The sequence below is a fragment of the Streptomyces sp. DSM 42067 genome (genome assembly GCF_055792885.1).
In genome coordinates this window covers 6,453,833-6,473,299 of the sequence record NZ_CM147706.1, presented here as the reverse complement: position 1 = coordinate 6,473,299, position 19,467 = coordinate 6,453,833, and the positions used below count along the sequence as shown (strand labels likewise).

Annotated in this window: 14 protein-coding genes; 8 read left to right on the top strand and 6 right to left on the bottom strand. The window is 70.8% G+C overall.

Going from position 1 to position 19,467, the window contains the following annotated elements:
* Nucleotides 1-174 precede the first annotated feature (174 nt).
* Nucleotides 175-1,758 carry a purple acid phosphatase family protein gene (locus tag ACSMXV_RS29375; protein ID WP_473174197.1) on the top strand — a complete coding sequence of 528 codons (1,584 nt, stop codon included), beginning with the start codon at nt 175-177 and terminating at the stop codon, nt 1,756-1,758.
* Nucleotides 1,759-1,821: 63 nt separating this feature from the next.
* On the opposite strand, the gene ACSMXV_RS29370 is transcribed toward ACSMXV_RS29375, so the two are convergent.
* Nucleotides 1,822-1,953: a hypothetical protein gene (locus tag ACSMXV_RS29370; protein ID WP_258563752.1), complete on the bottom strand. Its 132-nt coding sequence runs from the start codon at nt 1,951-1,953 to the stop codon at nt 1,822-1,824.
* A 575-nt stretch (nt 1,954-2,528) separates the two neighbouring features.
* Here ACSMXV_RS29370 and ACSMXV_RS29365 point away from each other — a divergent pair.
* Entirely contained in the window at nt 2,529-4,433 is a 1,905-nt protein-coding gene (locus ACSMXV_RS29365; RefSeq protein WP_473174196.1) for a glycoside hydrolase family 97 catalytic domain-containing protein, read from the top strand.
* A gap of 118 nt (nt 4,434-4,551) precedes the next feature.
* Here ACSMXV_RS29365 and pruA read toward each other — a convergent pair whose 3' ends face one another.
* Together pruA and ACSMXV_RS29355 are read right to left on the bottom strand one after the other, a co-directional pair.
* Nucleotides 4,552-6,183 (bottom strand): L-glutamate gamma-semialdehyde dehydrogenase, encoded by a 1,632-nt coding sequence (gene pruA / locus ACSMXV_RS29360; RefSeq protein ID WP_473174195.1) that lies wholly within the window; start codon nt 6,181-6,183, stop codon nt 4,552-4,554.
* Nucleotides 6,184-6,228: 45 nt separating this feature from the next.
* Nucleotides 6,229-7,155: a proline dehydrogenase family protein gene (locus ACSMXV_RS29355; RefSeq protein WP_473174194.1), complete on the bottom strand. Its 927-nt coding sequence runs from the start codon at nt 7,153-7,155 to the stop codon at nt 6,229-6,231.
* Between the two features lie 184 nt (nt 7,156-7,339).
* Here ACSMXV_RS29355 and ACSMXV_RS29350 point away from each other — a divergent pair, with 184 nt between their 5' ends.
* From ACSMXV_RS29350 to ACSMXV_RS29330, 5 genes are all read left to right on the top strand, one after another.
* Nucleotides 7,340-8,557 carry a helix-turn-helix domain-containing protein gene (locus ACSMXV_RS29350; RefSeq protein ID WP_473174193.1) on the top strand — a complete coding sequence of 406 codons (1,218 nt, stop codon included), beginning with the start codon at nt 7,340-7,342 and terminating at the stop codon, nt 8,555-8,557.
* A 122-nt stretch (nt 8,558-8,679) separates the two neighbouring features.
* Nucleotides 8,680-10,197, top strand: coding sequence for an ABC transporter substrate-binding protein (locus ACSMXV_RS29345; protein ID WP_473174192.1), 1,518 nt, complete (start codon nt 8,680-8,682; stop codon nt 10,195-10,197).
* 230 nt (nt 10,198-10,427) lie between these two features.
* A complete protein-coding gene (locus ACSMXV_RS29340; RefSeq protein WP_473174191.1) occupies nt 10,428-12,260 on the top strand; it encodes an ABC transporter permease subunit in 1,833 nt (610 codons plus the stop codon).
* Nucleotides 12,247-13,407: an ABC transporter ATP-binding protein gene (locus tag ACSMXV_RS29335; RefSeq protein WP_473174190.1), complete on the top strand. Its 1,161-nt coding sequence runs from the start codon at nt 12,247-12,249 to the stop codon at nt 13,405-13,407. Before ACSMXV_RS29340 ends, ACSMXV_RS29335 begins: the two co-directional genes overlap by 14 nt.
* On the top strand, nt 13,404-14,093 hold the full coding sequence (locus ACSMXV_RS29330; RefSeq protein WP_473174189.1) for an ATP-binding cassette domain-containing protein: 690 nt from the start codon (nt 13,404-13,406) through the stop codon (nt 14,091-14,093). The genes ACSMXV_RS29335 and ACSMXV_RS29330 overlap by 4 nt, the downstream gene beginning before the upstream one ends.
* An 11-nt stretch (nt 14,094-14,104) precedes the next feature.
* On the opposite strand, the gene ACSMXV_RS29325 is transcribed toward ACSMXV_RS29330, so the two are convergent.
* Nucleotides 14,105-14,725, bottom strand: coding sequence for a TetR/AcrR family transcriptional regulator (locus tag ACSMXV_RS29325; RefSeq protein ID WP_473174188.1), 621 nt, complete (start codon nt 14,723-14,725; stop codon nt 14,105-14,107).
* A 97-nt stretch (nt 14,726-14,822) separates the two neighbouring features.
* Here ACSMXV_RS29325 and ACSMXV_RS29320 point away from each other — a divergent pair, with 97 nt between their 5' ends.
* Nucleotides 14,823-16,358 (top strand): MFS transporter, encoded by a 1,536-nt coding sequence (locus tag ACSMXV_RS29320; protein WP_473174187.1) that lies wholly within the window; start codon nt 14,823-14,825, stop codon nt 16,356-16,358.
* 182 nt (nt 16,359-16,540) lie between these two features.
* Here ACSMXV_RS29320 and serA read toward each other — a convergent pair whose 3' ends face one another.
* Nucleotides 16,541-18,142, bottom strand: coding sequence for a phosphoglycerate dehydrogenase (gene serA, locus ACSMXV_RS29315; protein ID WP_473174186.1), 1,602 nt, complete (start codon nt 18,140-18,142; stop codon nt 16,541-16,543).
* A 320-nt stretch (nt 18,143-18,462) separates the two neighbouring features.
* Nucleotides 18,463-19,461, bottom strand: a complete 999-nt coding sequence (gene ilvC / locus ACSMXV_RS29310; protein ID WP_181655637.1) for a ketol-acid reductoisomerase — start codon at nt 19,459-19,461, stop codon at nt 18,463-18,465.
* Nucleotides 19,462-19,467 lie beyond the last annotated feature (6 nt).

The following is a 19,467-nucleotide window of genomic DNA, read 5'->3' as shown; positions in this document are numbered from 1 at the left end:
GGGTTTCGCCCCCTCCGCCCCTTCCCTTCCCGTCCTCTGGGGGCTTCGCCCCCAGACCCCCTATCGGCCTGAACGGCCTCGTCCTCAAACGCCGGACGGGCTGATAGGTGTCGGACGGGCTGCGTTTACCCGGATGACTGGCCCTTGTTGGCCTCTGCTGGGAAGTTGTCCGCCATGGACACCCCCAACGTCGGCATCCCTGAGCAGCTCGCCCGGCGCATGAGCATGCCGGAGCAGCACGAGTATCTGCGGGCGAAACTCACGCGGCGGAGGGTGCTGACGGGCACCGCCGGGGCGGCGGGTGGGCTCGGTCTGCTGGCCGGGAGCTCAGGGGCGGCGTACGGCAGCCGCGCCGCCTCCGCCGCGCCGCTGGCGCGGTCCGCGACGGTCACGGTGGACGGCTCGCTGGTGGCGCCCTTCGGGCGGCATCTGGCCTTCGGCGCCGATCCGAAGACACAGATGCGGATCTCGTGGCAGGTGCCGTTCGCGGTCCGTAACCCGTACGTACGCGTGGGGTTGAGGCCGTGGGAGCTCAGCCAGAAGATCGAGGCCGAGGTGCGGGATCTGCACACTCCGGCGCTGTCGGCGAAGCTGCCTGCGGTCGACCAGTACTACCTGCACGTCGCCCTGGACGGTCTGAAGCCCGGCACGACGTACTACTACGGCGTCGGCCACGACGGCTTCGACCCGGCGAGCGCCGAGCGGCTGGCCACGCTCGGTTCCTTCCGCACGGCGCCAGCGACGCCAGAGACGTTCGTGTTCACGGCCTTCGGCGACCAGGGAGTGAGCTATGACGCGCTGGCCAACGACCAGCTGATCCTGGGCCAGAACCCGTCGTTCCATCTGCACGCGGGCGACATCTGCTACGCGGACTCCACGGGGCACGGCAAGGACTCGGACACGTACGACGCGCGCGTATGGGACCAGTTCCTCGCGCAGACGGAGTCGGTCGCGAAGTCGGTGCCCTGGATGGTGACCACCGGCAACCACGACATGGAGGCCTGGTACTCCCCCAACGGCTACGGCGGCCAGTCCGCCCGCTGGTCGCTCCCGGAGAACGGCTTCGACCCGAAGAGCGCCCCGGGCGTGTACTCCTTCGTCTACGGCAACGTCGGCGTCGTCGCCCTCGACGCGAACGACGTCTCGTACGAGATCCCCGCCAACAAGGGCTACACGGAGGGCAGGCAGACCGCATGGCTGGACCGGCGCCTCGGGGAGCTGCGCGCGTCCGCGTCCGTGGACTTCATCGTGGTGTTCTTCCACCACTGCATGTACTCGACGTCCACGCACGCCTCGGACGGCGGGGTACGGGACGCGTGGCTGCCGCTCTTCACCAGGCACCAGGTCGATCTGGTGATCAACGGGCACAACCATGTGTACGAGCGGACCGACGCGATCAGGAACGGCGAGGTCGGGCGGCCCGTGCCGGTCGGTGCGTCGACCGATCCGACGCGCGACGGCATCGTGTACGTCACGGCGGGCGGCGCGGGCAAAGATCTGTACGGCTTCCCCGCAGGCGTCGAGGACAGCTACGAGGGGGCGGTGAAGGACCGCGACTCGGTCCTCACCTTCCACTGGACGAAGTCACGGCTGCCCGACCCCGACACCGTCGAGTGGTCCCGGGTGCGGTACACCGGCTTCTCGTTCCTCGCGGTGGAGGCGGTGGCCGGTGCGGACGCGCGGCTCAAGGTCTCCGCGCTCGCCGAGAGCGGCAAGCGCATCGACTACTTCGAGGTACTGCGCTCTCCCGGGGGCTAGCCCCCGGCCCACATGCAGCACGGGTCAGTGACCGGCCGGCCGGGTCGGTGACCGCCGGAAGGGTCAGTGACCCGTCTCGCCGCCGTTGTCCCTGCGGTCGAGGGCGCGCTGCAGGGCGGCGGCGGCGTTCTTGCGCTCGATTTCGCTCGTACGGGAGACGCGGCGGACTCGGCGGACAGGCGTCGCAGTGGCCATGGTGATCGACTCCTTGAGATCACACAGCTCCGGAGCAGCCCAACGGCTGCGCGGCTCGGAAGCGTGGGGAGATTTCGAGGTTCCCCCACTGCCTCAAGGGCGTGGGAGGTGCCCCCAGAAAGGGCGATGAATCAGGAGCCGCAGGGGTTGCCTGCTCGGTGCTCGGGCTCGCGACCGCCATTCGCTGGATCGAGCGAGACGTTCGGCTCCTACAAAACTAAGGGAGGACCGCGCGCCTGTCTCCACAATTACTCGGACTTCCTACTATCTGAGACGGACCCGCCCCGGAGGCATGCCCGTCGGCCACTGACCGGCGGTTTTCGGCCTCCGCACGGTCGCTCGCATGACGGCCGCACGGCGGCCGAAAGGGGGCCCTACGGCGTTCCGGTCCGGCTGCCAGGAGAAGCCACACGTCGGCACAGGCACACAGCCCGTGCAGCTCCCTCACCAGATCAGCAGTCCGATGAATCAGTCCGACTCAGCGCTGCGCGATTCCTTGACAGCCCCTCAGGGCACCTCCACTCTCACAGTCATCCGATGAATCCATTTGTGCGTGATGACAGGGAGGGTTACGCATGCCAGCCCAAGCACGCTTCCGCGCCACGGTGTTGACGCTTTGCTCCGCGCTGCTCGCCACGGCCGCGACGGCTCTGCCCGCCCGCGCCGAGACCGCGTCATGGGAGGTCACGGCGCACGACGGCCCAACGGCCGTGGTCGGACTGGACCCGGACGACGGGCGCCCCACCCTCGCGGTGAGACGCGACGGCCGGACCGTGATCGAGCCGTCGCCGGTCGGCCTGATCACCGAGAACGTCGATCTCTCCGGCGGGTTGAGTCTCACCGGCCGCTCGGACCGCACGATCACCGAACGGTACGAGGCCGCGACGGGCAAGTCCCGCATACGCAACGTCAAGATGGCGGAGTCCCGCTTCAGCTTCCGCGGCACGGGCGGCGCTCGCCTCGACCTCGTCGTCCGCGCCGCCGCCGACGGCGTCGCCTACCGCTACGTCCTGCCGGACACCGGCACCACCGGCGATGTGCTGCGTGAGGCGTCCGCCTTCACGCTGCCCACCGGCTCGGACGCCGTGATCGGCCCCTACCGGCCGGACAACGAGCTGCGGTTCACCCGGTACGGGGCCGCCGCGGCGCCGACCGGCTCGTACATGATGCAGGCCCTGTTCAGGACGGCCGGCGGCTATGCGCTGATCGCCGAGTCGGATCTCACCGGCAGCTACGCGGGCGCCCGCCTCACCCATGACGCCGGCTCCTCCACGTACCGCGTCGCCCTCTGGAACGACGAGCCCATCGAGGTGTCGGGCGGCGCGCTCACCACCCCCTGGCGGGCGATCGTCACCGGCGATCTGGCGACGGTCACCGAGTCGACGTTCACCGACGATCTCGCACCCGCGTCCCGGATCCGCGACACCTCGTGGGTCAGGCCGGGCCCCGCGCTGTGGACGTGGCTCGCGGGCGGCAAGGAAGCGGGGGTCAGCCTGGAGGCCCAAAAGAAGTACGTGGACTACGCGGCCGAACGCGGCTGGCCGTACGAGGTCGTGGACGCCGGCTGGTACTTCCTGCCCGACCAGTGGGACGTCATCGACCCGGACTGGCAGCGCACCAGCTGGATGCCGGAGCTGGTCCGCTACGCCGCCGACCGCGGCGTCGGCATCCACGTCTGGCTGCACTACACCCTGCTCACCGACCCGGTCGAGCGCGAGAAGTGGCTGTCCACACTGGAGAAGTGGGGAGTCAAGGGCGTCAAGATCGACTTCATGGACTCCGAGTCCCAGGACCGTATGCGCTGGTACGACGAGGTGCTCCAGTCCACCGCGGACCACCATCTGATGGTCAACTTCCATGGCTCGACGATCCCGAAGGGCATGCAGCGCACCTGGCCGCACGTCTTGACGTTCGAGGGCGTCGGCGGCGAGGAGAAGCGCACCAACACGGCCGAGCACCTGGCAGCCCTGCCCTTCACCCGCAACGTCATCGGGTCGATGGACTTCACGCCGGGTGCGTTCCACCGCCCCTACCGGCCGAACGTCAGCTCGGACGCCGGCGAGCTCGGCCTGTCGGTGCTCTACGAGTCCGGCATCCAGAACCTCGCCGGGACCCCGGAGTCGTACGACGCCCGTCCCGAGGCACGGCGCTATCTGGAGCAGATCCCCGCGGCCTGGGAGGAGACGCGGCTGCTCACCGGGGATCCCGGAGTCTCCGCGGTCCTGGCCAGGCGGGCGGCCGACGGCCGCTGGTTCATCGGCGGTACGTTCGCCGGCGCGGCGCACACCGTGGACGTGCCCGTGCGCCTGGGCGCGGGCCGCTGGCTGGTGGAGACCGTGACGGACGGCCCGTCCGGCCTCGTCCGCGAACCCCATGTCGTCAGCGGCGGCGACACCCTCTCCGTGCCGGTCGTGACGGACGGCGGCTTCGCGGCGATCGCCTGCAGGTGGTACGCGGGCCGTACGACCTGCGACGACTGACGCAGGCCGGGCACCGGAAAACGCCACCGCCCCCGCTGTCGAGCCGGAACTCGAGAGCGGGGGCGGTCGGCTGCCGGAGCGGTCGCCTGTGGTGTCGCACAGGCCCCAGCCCAGGTGCTCAGCCCATGTGCGGGTACGGGTAGTCCGTCGGCGGGACCAGCGTCTCCTTGATGGCGCGGGTCAGCGTCCAGCGCATCAGGTTCTGCGGGGCGCCCGCCTTGTCGTTCGTGCCGGAGGCGCGGCCACCGCCGAAGGGCTGCTGGCCGACGACGGCGCCGGTCGACTTGTCGTTGATGTAGAAGTTGCCCGCGGCGTAGCGGAGCTTGTCCATCGTGTACGCGACGGCGGCGCGGTCCTTGGCGATGACCGAGCCCGTGAGCGCGTAGGCGGACACCGACTCCATCTGGGTCAGCATCTCCTCGTACTTGTCGTCCTCGTAGACGTGGACGGCGAGGAACGGGCCGAAGTACTCGGTCGTGAAGACCTCGTTCTCCGGGTCGGTGCACTCCACGACGGTCGGGCGGACGAAGTAGCCGACCGAGTCGTCGTACGTGCCGCCGGCCACGATCGTGCAGGTGTCGTCCGCCTTGGCGCGGTCGATCGCCGCCTTGTTCTTGGCGAAGGCCCGCTCGTCGATGACGGCGCCGATGAAGTGCGACAGGTCGGTGACGTCACCCATGGTGAGGCCGTCCACCTCGGCCGCGAACTCCTCCTTGAAACCGGAGTTCCAGATGGAGGCCGGGACGTACGCACGCGAGGTGGCGGAGCACTTCTGGCCCTGGTACTCGAAGGCGCCGCGGGTGAGCGCGGTCTTCAGGACCGCGCGGTCGGCGCTCGGGTGGGCGACGACGAAGTCCTTGCCGCCCGTCTCGCCGACGATGCGCGGGTACGAGCGGTACTTCTCGATGTTGTTGCCGACCGTCTTCCACAGGTACTGGAAGGTCTTGGTCGAGCCCGTGAAGTGGATGCCCGCGAGGTCGCGGTGCTCGAGCGCGACCTTGGAGACCTCGATGCCGTCGCCGGTGACGAGGTTGATGACGCCCTTGGGCAGCCCGGCCTCCTCCAGGAGCTGCATGAGCAGCACGGCGGCGTGGGTCTGGGTCGGGGAGGGCTTCCAGACGACGACGTTGCCCATCAGGGCGGGGGCCGTCGGCAGGTTGCCCGCGATCGCCGAGAAGTTGAACGGCGTGATCGCGTAGACGAAGCCCTCCAGCGGGCGGTGGTCCAGGCGGTTCCACACGCCCGGCGAGTTGGCCGGGGGCTGCTCGGCGAGCAGGTCACGGGCGTACTTGACGTTGAAGCGCCAGAAGTCGATCAGCTCGCACGGCGTGTCGATCTCGGCCTGCTGGGCGGTCTTCGACTGGCCGAGCATCGTGGAGGCGGCCAGGGTCTCGCGCCACGGGCCGGCCAGCAGGTCGGCGGCGCGCAGGATGATCGCGGCACGGTCGTCGAAGGACATGGCGCGCCAGGCCGGGGCGGCGGCCAGCGCGGCGTCGATCGCGTCCTGCGCGTCCTGCTGCGTCGCATTGCGGTACGTGCCGAGGACGGCCTTGTGGTTGTGCGGCTGCACGACCTGGAACGGCTCGCCGCCGCCCATCCGCTTCTCGCCGCCGATGGTGCAGGGCAGGTCGATCGGGTTCTCGGCGAGCTCCTTGAGCTTCACCTCGAGCCGGGCGCGCTCGGGCGAACCGGGGGCGTAGCCGTGCACCGGCTCGTTGACGGGAGCGGGGACCTGGGTCACAGCGTCCATGAGTTCCGTTACTCCTTTTTGAGTGGTGGGTGGGATCTGCCCTGATCAGTTCTTGGTGATCATCGAGCGGACGAAGAAGAGCAGGTTGGCCGGCTTCTCCGCGAGGCGCCGCATGAAGTAGCCGTACCAGTCGGTGCCGTAGGCGGTGTAGACGCGCATCCGGTGGCCCTCGGCGGCGAGCCGCAGGTGCTCGTCGCTGCGGATCCCGTACAGCATCTGGAACTCGTACTCGTCCAGCTTGCGCCCTGCGCGGCGCGCGAGCTCCTGTGCGATGGAGATGATGCGCGGGTCGTGGGTCCCGATCATCGGGTAGCCCTCGCCCTCCATCAGGATCTTCAGGACCCGGACGTACGCCTTGTCGATCTCCGCCTTGTCCTGGAACGCGACGGAGGCGGGCTCCTTGTAGGCGCCCTTCACCAGACGGACGCGGCTGCCGGACGCGGCGAGGCGGCGGGCGTCGTCCTCGGTGCGGAACAGGTAGGACTGGATCACGCAGCCCGTGCCCGGGAAGTCCCTGCGCAGCTCCTCGTGGATGGCGAACATCGAGTCGAGGGTGGTGTGGTCCTCCGCGTCCAGGGTGACCGTGGTGCCGATGGCGGCGGCGGCCTCGACGACCGGGCGGACGTTGGCGAGAGCCAGCTCGTGGCCGCCTTCCAGCGCCTGGCCGAACATCGACAGCTTCACCGACATCTCGGCCTTGGTGCCGAGCCCGAGGTCCCTGAGGCGGTCGATCAGCTCCAGGTAGGCGTCGCGGGCGGCGGCGGCCTGCTCGCGCGTCGTGATGTCCTCGCCGACGACGTCGAGGGTGACCTCGAGGCCCTTGGCGGCGGCGTCCTGGACGACCGGGAGTACGTCGTCGACGGTCTCGCCGGCGATGAACCGGTCGACGACCTGTTTGGTGCCCGGGGCCGACGATACGAAGCGGCGCATCTTGTCGCTGCGCGAGGCGGCGAGGATCACGGGACCCAGCACGGGGCACCTCCACGGGAAGTTAAGAAAAGGCCGCATACCGGAAAGAGGGTCAATAAACCCCAACGTTCCAGGTACGGCACGGAGAACCACCGTGAAACCTAAGGATCCCTCCGATCGTCGGCCATCGACAGCTGTCACGCATCCGTGGCCGAGATCTCAGACAGATGTCTGAAGGGTTCGCGAAATGCGCGAGAATGCCCGGATGAAGGGCGACTACCAGGAACTGGTCGACGAGATCTCGGCGCTGCTCGGCGCCCCCGCGACGCTCGAGAACCGGGACTTCGCCCTGATCGCCTTCGGCGCCCACGACAGCGGCAGTGACTTTGACGAATCCACGCTGGACCCCGTCCGGACCCGCTCGATCCTCACTCGCCGCTCCACCCCGGCGGTCCGCTCCTGGTTCGAGGGGTTCGGCATCGCGCGGGCCACGGGTCCTGTGCGCATCCCGCCCGCCCCGGAGGCCGGCGTCCACCGCGGCCGCATCTGCCTTCCGGTGCGCCACCGGGGGGTCGTCCTGGGATACGTATGGCTGCTGGACGCCGAACCGGGCCCGGGCGCGGAGCAGTTGTCCGCCGCGATGGAGGTGGCGGCGCGCATCGGCGCGCTGCTCGCCGACGAGGTGCAGGCCGGTGCGGATCTGACCCGGGAGTTCCGCGCGGTGCTGACCGCCGAGCGCGGCTGGCAGCGCGACATGGCCGTGGCGGCACTGCGTACGGCGCTGGGGGAACGGGCCGAAGCCCTTCACGCGGTGGTGTGCGTGGCGCCCTGGCCCTCCGCCGACCCGGCCGAAGCCCCGTCGGTCCGCTCGGTACCGGGTGCGACGGCCCTGTGCACGGTGCCGTGGGGAGCCAGGGGCACCTCCCCTGCACCGGGGGCAATGGCGGGCCGCCAGTCCATCGCTCTGCTGATGCGCCTTCGTTCGCCGGACATACTCGCCCCTGCCCTGACGGCCGCGTCCGGATTGCTCGGCAAGATCTCGAACGGAGGCGCCGGTTCCGCGGCCGGTGTTGCCGACGCCCGGCGCGGTCTCGGCGAGCTGGACGCCGCCTGGCGGGAGGCGTCGGCGGCGGCACGGGCGGCCCTGGCCGAGCCCCGGCTCGGGCCGGTCGCCACGTGGGCGTCCATCGGCCCGTACCGGCTGCTGACCGCGCTGCCGTCGGAGGCGGTGCACGATCCCGTCGTAGGCCCCCTGCTGGAGCCGTCCCACCGCGAACTGGCCCGCACCGCCGAGGTGTTCCTGGACTGCGCGGGCCAGGCCGGCCGCACGGCAGCCGAGCTGGGCATCCACCGACAGACGCTCTACTACCGCCTCTCGCGGGTCGAGCAGCTCACGGGTCTCGACCTGGACGACGGCGAGGACCGGCTGCTGCTGCACATGGCGCTGAAGGCTTCGCGGCTCTAGCGCAAAAGGTGCCGCCCGCTCCCCACTTGAGCCACCCCCGTTAGTGAAAATGATTGTCATCGTGCTACGGTCTGCCCGTCTTGACCGCCCTTTTACCTCCTTACCGGGAAGGATCCACCCAAGTGCGCCTGCCAGCCCGTCTCCTGCCCGCCGCCGCCCTCGTCCCCACGGCCGCGCTGCTCACCGGATGCTTCGCCTCCCCCGGCTCCGGACAGGCGTCGGCGAACGGCGAGGACGGCGGCAAGCGCATACGTGTCGCGATGATGCTTCCGCCGCGCTCCGGCCTCTCCCCGCTCTCGGACGACGCGTTCAAGCTGTCCCGCTGGTCCACCGCGGAGACGCTGGTCACGCTCGACGAGGACGGGGACGCAGAGCCCGCCCTCGCCACCGGATGGAAGCAGTCGGGGAAGACGTGGACCTTCACCATCCGTGACGGCGTCACCTTCCACGACGGCACCAAGCTCACCGCGCAGTCCGTCGTGCGGTCGCTGACCGTGGCCGCCACCGCGTCGCCCAAGCCGCGCATCCTCGACGGCGTCGAGCTGACGGTGAAGGCCGAGGGCGACACCGTCGCCGTCACGACCGGCACCGAGGACCCGCTCGTACCGCAGCGGCTGAGCTCCCCTCAGCTGTCGATCCTGTCGGCGAAGGCGTACAAGGGGAAGACCGTCAACCCGGTCGGCGCCGGCACCGGGGCCTTCGAGCTCACGCAGGTCAACGGCACCGCGTCGGCGACTCTCGACCGGTACGACGGCTACTGGGGCGGCAAGGCCAAGGCCCCCGGCATCGACGTGAAGTTCGTCCCGGACGGCACCGCGCGCGCCGCCGCCCTGCGCAGCGGCGAGGCCGACGTGGTCGAGGCCGTACCGGTCTCGCAGGCCGCGCTGATCGACCAGGATCTGATCACCGAGGTGCCGATGCCGCGCACCAACACCCTCTACCTGAACACGGAGAAGGGCGTCTTCAAGGACGCGGCTCTCAGGGCGGCCGCGCGGGAGGCGATCGACGCGAAGACGATCGTCAAGGGCGTGTACGAGGGACGGGCGGACGTCGCAGAGGGGCTGCTCGGACCGGCGCTGCCGTGGGCGGCCGACCTGCGCGACGGGACGGTGCGGCGGGCGAAGGCGGGCGACCCGGACGGCACCGCGATCACCATCGGCACCTTCACCGACCGCGCCGAGCTGCCCGAGGTCGCCCAGACCCTGCAACAGCAGCTCCAGAAGGCCGGATTCAAGGTGAAGCTGGACGTGCGCGAGTACGCCAACATCGAATCCGACGCGCTGGCGGGCGAGTTCGACGCGTTCATCCTGTCGCGGGCGACGGTGCTCGACTCGGGTGACCCGGCCGCGTATCTCTACAGCGACTTCGCCTCGGACGGTTCCTTCAACATCGCGCAGCTCGCCGACACGGCCGTCGACAAGGCGCTGAAGAAGGCCGCGGACACGAAGGCGGGCGACGCACGCCGCCAGGCGGTCATCGAGGCGGAGGCCGCGGTGCTGGCCACGGACGCCGCCGTACCGATGCTGCACGAGCGCGTGATCCAGGGTGACGCGGCGGGTGTCGTGGACGTGGCGCACGATCCGCGCGAGCGCGAGTTGATCACCCTGGACACCTACGTCAAGTCAACTTCAAGGCCGTGAACGACCGAGCTTGCCCACTCAGCCATGCACACCTCGTCGCGCTCCTGGCTACCCCCGACGACAGGACGGCCACAGGTCGCATCTGCTGCAAGGAGAGGCTCCCCTCGCAGCACGGGCACGTTGACAAGTACCCACGTCGGTCGGACCCGACGACATCAACCCGGTCTACGCCACCTACAACCGTGTCCCCGGCGGATGCCGGTTCGTGCCTTCAAAGGACTCACGGACTGATGCGCAAAGACTACCGGACCGCGCTGCGGACCGGGCTCACCCGCCTGATCTGCCTCGCCCTCGTGATCGCCGCGGTGGGGCTGCTGCCCTGGCTGTCCGGCAGGGACCCGGCGCTCACGGTGCTGCGGGCCCGGTCCGCCGAGCAGGAGGCCACGGCGGAGGCGCTGAACGCGATCCGCGCGGACCTCGGACTCGACGCGGGCCCCCTTCGCCTGCTGGGTGGTTGGGCGGCCGGGCTGCTGCACGGAGACCTCGGCACCTCGTGGGTGTCGGGCACCGACGTGCTGCCCTCCGTGGTCGCCGGTCTGCAGGTGTCGCTCGGCCTGATGGGCGCATCGCTGGCGGTGGCGCTGCTGGTCGGGGCCGTGCTCGTGGCACCCGTCCTCGTACGTGGCAGGGGCACGGCGGGCGCCTTCGCCGCGATGCTCGCAGCGATGCCCGAATTCCTGCTGGCGACCGTGGCGCTTGTCGTCTGCGGGGTCTGGCTCGGCTGGCTGCCGACGTCCGGCTGGCAGGGGCCTGCGTACATGGTGCTGCCCGCCGTCGCGCTCGGGGTGCCGGCCGGCGGGCTGCTCGGGCGGCTGGTCGCGGACGCGCTGCCCGCCGTACTCGAGGAGCGCTGGGCGGAGCTGTGGCGCGGCTCGGGCGTGAGCCGCGCCCGGATTGCGGCGGCGGCGCTGCGGCGCGTACTGCCGCCGTTGGTCCCGCAGTTCGGGATGGTCACGGTCGGCCTGACGGGGGGCGCGGTCGCGGTCGAGACCGTGTTCGCGGTGCCCGGCATCGGCCGTACGGCGCTCGGCGCGGCCAAGTCGCAGGACCTGCCACTCCTCCAGGGCGCGGTGCTGGCGCTGCTCGCGCTGGGCCTCGCGGCGGGGGCGGCGGCCACGCTGCTGCGGCGCCGGCTGCTCGGGCCCGCGCTGCGCGACGCGGGGCTCACGCTGCCCGCGGCACGGCCGGTGCGCGTGCACCCGGTGGTGCCGGTCGTCCTCGCGGCGGTCCTCGTGACCGCTGTCGGCTGGGGGCTGCTGCGCGACCCGTACACGGTGGACACGGCAGCCCGGCTGGCCTCGCCGTCCTGGGCGCATCCGCTGGGCACGGACGGTCTCGGGCGCGATGTGCTGGCGCGGCTGGGGCACGGTGCGGCCTCGACGGTCGGCACGGCGGCCGCAGTCTGCCTGGCCAGCTTTCTGCTGGCGCTCTGCCTCGGGTTTCTGCCGCTGTTCACCGCGGGTGCGTCGGACATCGCCAACGCCCTGCCGCCGGTGATCGTCGGCATCCTGGTCGCCGCCGTGCTCGGTCCCGGCACGGGCGGTGCCTCGCTGGCGGTCGCTCTCATCTCCTGGCCGCCGCTGGCCGCGCACGCGGCGGCGCTTGTCCAGGAGGTACGCGCCTCCGCGTTCCTCACCGCCCAGAAGGCGATCGGCGCGACCCCGGTGTGGATCCTCACCCGGCACGTCCTGCCCTCGGTGGCCGCTCCGGTGGCCCGCCACGCGGTCCTGCGCCTGCCCGGTATCGCGCTGGCCCTCGCCTCGCTCGGCTTCCTGGGACTCGGCGCGCAGCCGCCCGCCCCGGAGTGGGGCCTGCTGCTGGACGAGTCCCGCGCCTATGTGGAGCGCGCCCCGTGGGCGGCCCTGGCCCCGGCGGCCGCGCTGGCCGTGCTCGCGGGACTGGCGGTGTCCCTGGCGGCGTACGGGGGGTATGGGAGCGCCCGCCCGGGCCGGGCCCGGAACCCCCTGCTCCCGCGGTGGGCGGGAGTCCGCGGCTCCGGGGCCCGCCGCGGCCTCACCACGCTTTCCCGAACCCGGAAGGAGACCTCCCTTGCACCCCGCTGATCCCCTGCTGTCGGTGCGCGACCTGCGGATCGCCATCGGGCCGGTTGATGCAGTACGTGGACTCTCCTTCGACGTGCGCGACGGCGAAGTCCTCGCGATCGTGGGCGAGTCGGGCGCCGGAAAATCCCTGACCGCTCGCGCTCTGCTCGGCATGCTGCCGCGCGGGGCGACGGCGGCGGGAAGCGCCCGGCTCCGCGGCGAGACCGAGCTCGTCGGCGCGCGCCGCCAGGTGTACGCCGGGCTGTGGGGGCGTCGGATCGCGCTCGTCCCGCAGGACGCCCTGTCCGCGCTGTCGCCCGTCCACCCGGTCGGCGACCAACTCGCCGCCGCCGTGCGGTCCGTGCGGCGCGTCTCGCGCAAGGAGGCGCGGGCCAGGGCCGTCGCGGCGCTGGAGCAGGTCGGGATCGCGGACGCGGGGCGCAGGGCGCGTGCGTATCCGCACGAGTTCTCCGGGGGTATGCGCCAGCGTGCCGTCATCGCGATGGCCATGATCAACGAACCGGAGCTCGTGGTGGCCGACGAACCCACCACCGCCCTCGACCCCGGCACCCAGCGGCATGTACTCGAACTGCTGGCCCGGCGGCGCGAGGAGACGGGCGCCTCACTCGTCCTGGTCACCCACGACCTCACGGCCGTCGAGGAGCACGCCGACCGGATGTTGGTGATGTACGCGGGCAGGGCCGTCGAATCGGGACCGGTGGACGAGGTGTTCGCCCGGCCCCGGGCCCCGTACACCGCCGGACTGCTCGCCTCCCTGCCCCCGGACCTCTCCCCGGCTCTCCCCGCAGCGGAACCGCTGCCGGGTCGTGCCCGAGGCGGCCGAGTCGCCGGCCGCCGTCTCCCGTCGATCGCCGGAGCCCCGCCCACGCTCGCCGAACTGCCACCCGGCTGCGCCTTCGCGCCGCGCTGCCCCCTGGCCAGGCGGGCCGAACCGGCCGAACCGGCCGAACCGGCCGAACCGGCCGAACCGGCCGAACCGGCCGAACTGGCCGAACTGGCCGAGCTGGCCGAACTTGCCGACGACGACCGCTGCCGTACGGAGCTGCCCGAGCCGCAGCGCCTCGGCGACGGCGAACGCGAGGTGGCCTGCCACCGGTGGAGTGAACTGCCGGACCGCCCCGCCGAGTTGTTCCTGGAGAATGTGTGAGCCCCGCAAGCGCCCTGCTGGACGTGCGCGACCTGGTCGTCCGCTACGGATCGTTCGTCGCCGTCGACCATGTGTCGTTCGACCTCGCCGCCGGTGAGACCCTCGCCCTGGTCGGGCCTTCGGGCTGCGGCAAGTCGTCGACCGCGAACGCCGTACTGCAACTGCGCCGGCCCGACGGCGGCGAGGTGTGGTTCGACGGCCGGGAGCTCACGGCCCTGGACGAGCGCGCCCTGCGGCCGCTGCGCCCGGCGATACAGCCGGTCTTCCAGGACCCGTACGGATCCCTCAGCCCCCGCTGCCGTATCCGGGACGCCGTGGCGGAACCCCTGCGGGTCCAGGGCCGGTGGGATCGCACGACCGGTCCCGCCCGGATCGCCGAGCTGCTCGATCTGGTCGGGCTCGACCCGGCCTACGGCGACCGGCGGCCGCACGAGCTGTCCGGCGGCCAGTGCCAGCGCGCGGGCATCGCACGCGCGCTCGCGGGCGACCCCAGGCTGCTCGTCCTCGACGAACCGGTCTCGGCACTCGACCCGTCACTCCGCGCGGGCGTCCTGAACCTCCTCGCCGACCTGCAGGAACGCCTCGGCCTCGGCTATCTCTTCATCTGCCACGACATGGCCGTCGTACGGCACTTCTCCGACCGGGTCGTCGAGATGCGGGACGGGCGGATCGTTGCCGAGCGCTGACGCCGTGCCCCCTACGCGTCAGCTGTCCCCCGCCCCTGACCCGCCGGTGCCTTCGACGCCGCCTCGATCACCCGGCGCAGCCCCTCGGTGAGTTGCCCGGCGTCCGTTGCCGACTCCGGATCGAAGAGCCACTGCACCAGGAGGCCACAGAGGATCGTGTGGTAGAAGCGGCCCTCCGAGTTCACGGTGCTGTCGTCGAGTTCGTCCTCGGGGCGGCCGCTGAACATCGGGACGAGACCCGACCGTCCGTACTGCAGCGCCTTCTTCACGATCTCGTGCGCCTCCGGCATACGGTCGGCCTGAAGGATGAACTCGAGGTTGAGCATCCAGATGGCACGGGATTCGGGGAACGTGCAGATGACGTTCCCCCACATCTCCTGGAAGCGTTCCAGCGAGCCCGCGGGAGCCACGCCGTCGCCCGCCAGCGCCTCCTCGCCGAAGGAGTCGCCGACGTCCTCGACCAGCGCGATGAAGGCCTGCGCGAGCAGGGCGTCCTTCGATCCGTAGTGGTAGCCGATCGACCCCAGGTTGGTCCCGGACTCCTTGACGATGTCGCGCGCCGTCGTGCGCGAAAAGCCCTTCTCCAGCAGGCATCGCTTCGCGCCTTCGAGCAGATCCTCGCGGTGTCCCATGCGCCCCACCCTATCGCCGATACAGACAACCGTCCTATACCGACGTCTTATACGGTCGTCCTAGACAGCCGTATAAGACGCGCGTACAGTCCTGCCCATGACGAACCCGACGGGCACCGCCCCGGCCACCAACTCCCGCGCAGGGCGCCGCGAATGGACCGCTCTCACCGTCCTGATGCTTCCGCTGCTGCTGGTCTCCATGGACGTATCCGTCCTCTACTTCGCGGTCCCGGCGATCAGCGCCGACCTCGAACCCAGCGGCACCCAACAGCTGTGGATCTTCGACATCTACGGCTTCGTCCTCGCCGGCCTGCTGATGACGATGGGTTCGCTCGGCGACCGCATCGGCCGGCGCAGGCTGTTACTGCTGGGCGCCACAGCCTTCGGCGCGGCCTCACTTGTCGCCGCGTACGCCGACAGCGCCGAGACCCTGATCGCGGCCCGCGCGGTTCTCGGCATCGGCGGCGCGACCCTGATGCCGTCCACGATGGCGCTCGTCCGCACGATGTTCACCGACCCGGCCCAGCGCACGAAGGCCATCGGCATCTGGTCCGCCGTGATGACCGGCGGTGTCGCACTGGGTTCGGTGATGAGCGGCGTCCTCGTCGAGCACTTCTGGTGGGGCTCGGTCTTCCTGGTCAACCTGCCCGCGATGGCGCTCCTGCTGGTGACCGGCCCGATCCTGCTCCCGGAGTCCAGGAACCCCGAGCCCGGCCGCTTCGATCTGCTGAGCGTGCCGCTTTCGCTGGCCGCCGTACTGCCGGTGATCTACGGCCTCAAGGAGATCCCGTCCGAGGGATTCGAGCCCCTGTACGTCGCGTCCGTCGCCGTGGGACTCGTCTTCACCGCCCTGTTCGTGCGCCGTCAGCGCACTACGGCCTCGCCTCTGATCTCCCCGGCGCTGTTCGGCGGGCACGGCTTCGGCTCGGCCGTCGTCCTGAACCTGGTCGCCGCGTTCGGGATGATGGGTTCGGCGTACTTCACCACGCAGTATCTGCAGTCGGTGCTCGGCAAGAGCGCGATGGAGGCCGCGCTGTGGGCGCTGCTCCCCTCGGTCCTGATCGGCTTCGCCGCGCCCGTGGCCGCGCAACTGGTGCAGCGAGGTGTGAACCGTGCCCACGTCGTCTCCGCGGGCTTCATCACCGCCGCGTGCGGATACGGCCTGCTGGCCCTCGCCGGTACGGACTCGCTGTGGCTGGTGCTCGCCGGGGCGGGCGTCCTCGCCTCCGGGATCGTCACCGTGATGTCCCAGCTGACCGATCTGGCGCTGGGCACCGCACCCGTCGAGAAGGCGGGCGCCGCATCCTCGCTCCTGGAGACCGGGCAGGAGTTCGGCGGCGCGCTCGGGATGGCCCTTCTGGGGTCCATCGGCACCGCGGTCTACCGCCACGGCATCCCGGACGACGCTCCGGACGCGGCCCACGAGACGCTCGGCGGCGCCCTGGCTGTCGCCGGGCAGCTGCCCGAGCGGGCCGGCGAACCCCTGGTTTCCGCGGCCCGGGAGGCGTTCACCAGTGGGATGCAGGCGGCGGCGGTCGCGGCGGTTGTGGTGCTGCTGGGGGCGGCGGTGCTGGCGCGGGGGGCGCTTCGGCGAGTGCGGGTACGGGATACCGGGGTTCCGGCGCCCGTTTGATCCCCCACCCCGCCCTTCCCGTAACCATGGGCGCTGCCCCTGGACCCCGCTGGGGCTCCGCCCCCAGACCCCAGATCGCCCTGACGGGCTCGTCCTCAATCGCCGGACGGGCTGAAACGGAAGAAAAACGGGACCCCAGCCACCGCCAGGTGACCGGGGTCCCGAACGTCCCACGGCGAACCTCAGTCCACGAGGTTCACCGACCGCGACGACGTCGCACCGATCTCCTCGGCAACCTCGCTGAGCACCGACTGCGGCACCGTGTCGTCCACGGTGAGGACCGCCAGGGCCTCACCGCCGACATCGTGGCGGGACACCTGCATACCCGCGATGTTGATGCCCGCCTCGCCGAGGATGCGGCCGACCGTGCCGACGACGCCCGGCCGGTCGGTGTAGCGCAGGACGACCATGTGCTCGGCGAGCGCCAGGTCCACGTCGTAGTCGCCGATCGCCACGATCTTCTGGAGGTGCTTGGGCCCGGCCAGCGTGCCGGAGACCGAGACCTCCTCGCCGCCCGAGAGGGTGCCGCGCACCGTCACCACGTTGCGGTGGTCGGGCGACTCGCTGCTCGTCGTCAGCCGCACCTCGACGCCGCGCTCCTGCGCGAACAGGGGCGCGTTGACGTACGACACGGTCTCGTCGACGACGTCCTCGAACACGCCCTTCAGCGCGCTGAGCTCGAGCACCTTGACGTCGTGCTGGGTGATCTCGCCGTACACCTCGACGTCCAGACGGGCAGCGACCTCGCCCGCGAGAGCGGTGAAGATGCGGCCGAGCTTCTCGGCCAGCGGCAGACCCGGCTTGACGTCCTCGGCGATCACGCCGCCCTGGACGTTGACCGCGTCCGGCACGAGCTCACCGGCGAGCGCGAGGCGAACCGATTTGGCGACCGCGATGCCCGCCTTCTCCTGCGCCTCGTCCGTCGAAGCGCCGAGGTGCGGGGTGCAGACGACCTGGTCGAACTGGAACAGCGGGGAGTCCGTGCAGGGCTCCTTCGCGTACACGTCGAGGCCGGCGCCGGCGACGCGGCCCTCCTTGAGCGCCGAGTACAGCGCCTGCTCGTCGACGATGCCGCCGCGCGCGGCGTTGACGATGCGGACGGACGGCTTGACCTTGTGCAGGGCCTCGTCGCCGATCAGGCCGACGGTCTCGGGCGTCTTCGGCAGGTGGACGGTGATGAAGTCCGAGACCTCGAGCAGCTCGTCGAGGGACAGGACCTTCACGCCCATCTGCGCGGCCCGCGCGGGCTGCACGTAGGGGTCGTACGCGACGATCTTCATGCCGAAAGCGGACATGCGCTGTGCGACCAGCGCGCCGATGCGGCCGAGGCCGACGACGCCGAGGGTCTTCTCGGCCAGCTCGACGCCCGTGTACTTGGAGCGCTTCCACTCGCCGTTCTTGAGGGCGCCGTTCGCCTGCGGGATGTTGCGGGCGGTGGCGACGAGCAGGCCGCAGGCGAGCTCGGCGGCGGTGACGATGTTGGAGGTGGGGGCGTTGACGACCATCACGCCGGCCTTGGTGGCGGCGGAGACGTCGACGTTGTCGAGGCCGACGCCGGCTCGTGCGACGACCTTCAGCTTGTTCGCGGCGGCGATGGCCTCGGCATCGACCTTCGTCGCGGAACGGATCAGGATGGCGTCCACCTCGGCGATGGCCGGGAGCAGCTCGGCTCGGTCTGCTCCGTTGCAGTGCCGGATCTCGAAGTCCGGCCCCAGCGCGTCGACGGTGGCGGGCGACAGCTCTTCAGCGATGAGTACGACGGGTTTCGGAGACGCAGTGCTCACGTGAGTCCTCACAAGTCCCAATGCGGACGGCCGTCCCGACGGCCGCAGGCGGTGGAGGGGAGCGGCGCCGGGGAAGTGCGGGTGCGTTCCCGCGTGCCTGCACTTACTCGGAGTCGCTTAGCCGCGTGGAAGACGCACGACGCTGTGGGCCTGACGCGTTTCTGTGCAGTGTAGTGGCGGTTGCCGGGCGCCGTTTTCCACCTCGGCGGAAGGATCACTCATCCGTGGGTGGACGAGTTGGATACAGCCCTGGACGGGCCGTGAAGCGGGCGAAGAAACAGGGCCGCCCCGATGCGGAGCGGCCCTGTGCCGTGCGGGACTCAGTCCTCGTTGTCGACCCAGCTCATCAGCTTGCGCAGCTTCTTGCCGGTGGTCTCCAGGACGTGGTCGGAGTCGGCCTTCTTGTACTCGTTGTACTTCGGCAGACCGGACTCGTACTCCTTCATCCAGTTGTTGGCGAAGGTGCCGTCCTGGATCTCGCCCAGGACCTTCTTCATCTCGGCCTTGGTGGCGTCGGTGATGATGCGCGGGCCGGTGACGTAGTCGCCCCACTCGGCGGTCTCGGAGATGGACCAGCGCATCTTCTCCAGGCCGCCCTCGTACATGAGGTCCACGATCAGCTTGAGCTCGTGGAGGCACTCGAAGTACGCGATCTCCGGCTGGTAGCCCGCCTCGACCAGGGTCTCGAAGCCCGCCTTGACCAGCGCGGACGCGCCACCGCAGAGGACGGCCTGCTCACCGAACAGGTCGGTCTCGGTCTCCTCGGTGAAGGTCGTCTTGATGACGCCGGCGCGGGTGCCGCCGATGCCCTTGGCGTAGGAGAGGGCGAGCGCGAAGGCGTTGCCGGTGGCGTCCTGCTCGACGGCGGCGATGCAGGGAACGCCGCGGCCCTCCTCGTACTGGCGGCGGACCAGGTGGCCCGGGCCCTTCGGGGCGACCATGCAGACGTCGACGCCGGCCGGGGGCTGGATGAAGCCGAAGCGGATGTTGAAGCCGTGGCCGAAGAACAGCGCGTCGCCGTCCTTCAGGTTGTCCTTGATGGACTCCTCGTAGACCTTGGCCTGGATCGGGTCCGGGACCAGGATCATGATGACGTCGGCCTCGGCGGCGGCCTCGGCGGGGGTGACGACGCGCAGGCCCTGCTCCTCGGCCTTCGCCTTGGACTTGGAGCCCTCGTGCAGGCCGACACGGACGTCGACGCCGGAGTCACGCAGGGACAGCGCGTGGGCGTGGCCCTGGCTTCCGTAGCCGATGACCGCGACCTTGCGGCCCTGGATGATGGACAGGTCGGCGTCGTCGTCGTAGAACAGCTCGGCCACTGGGTC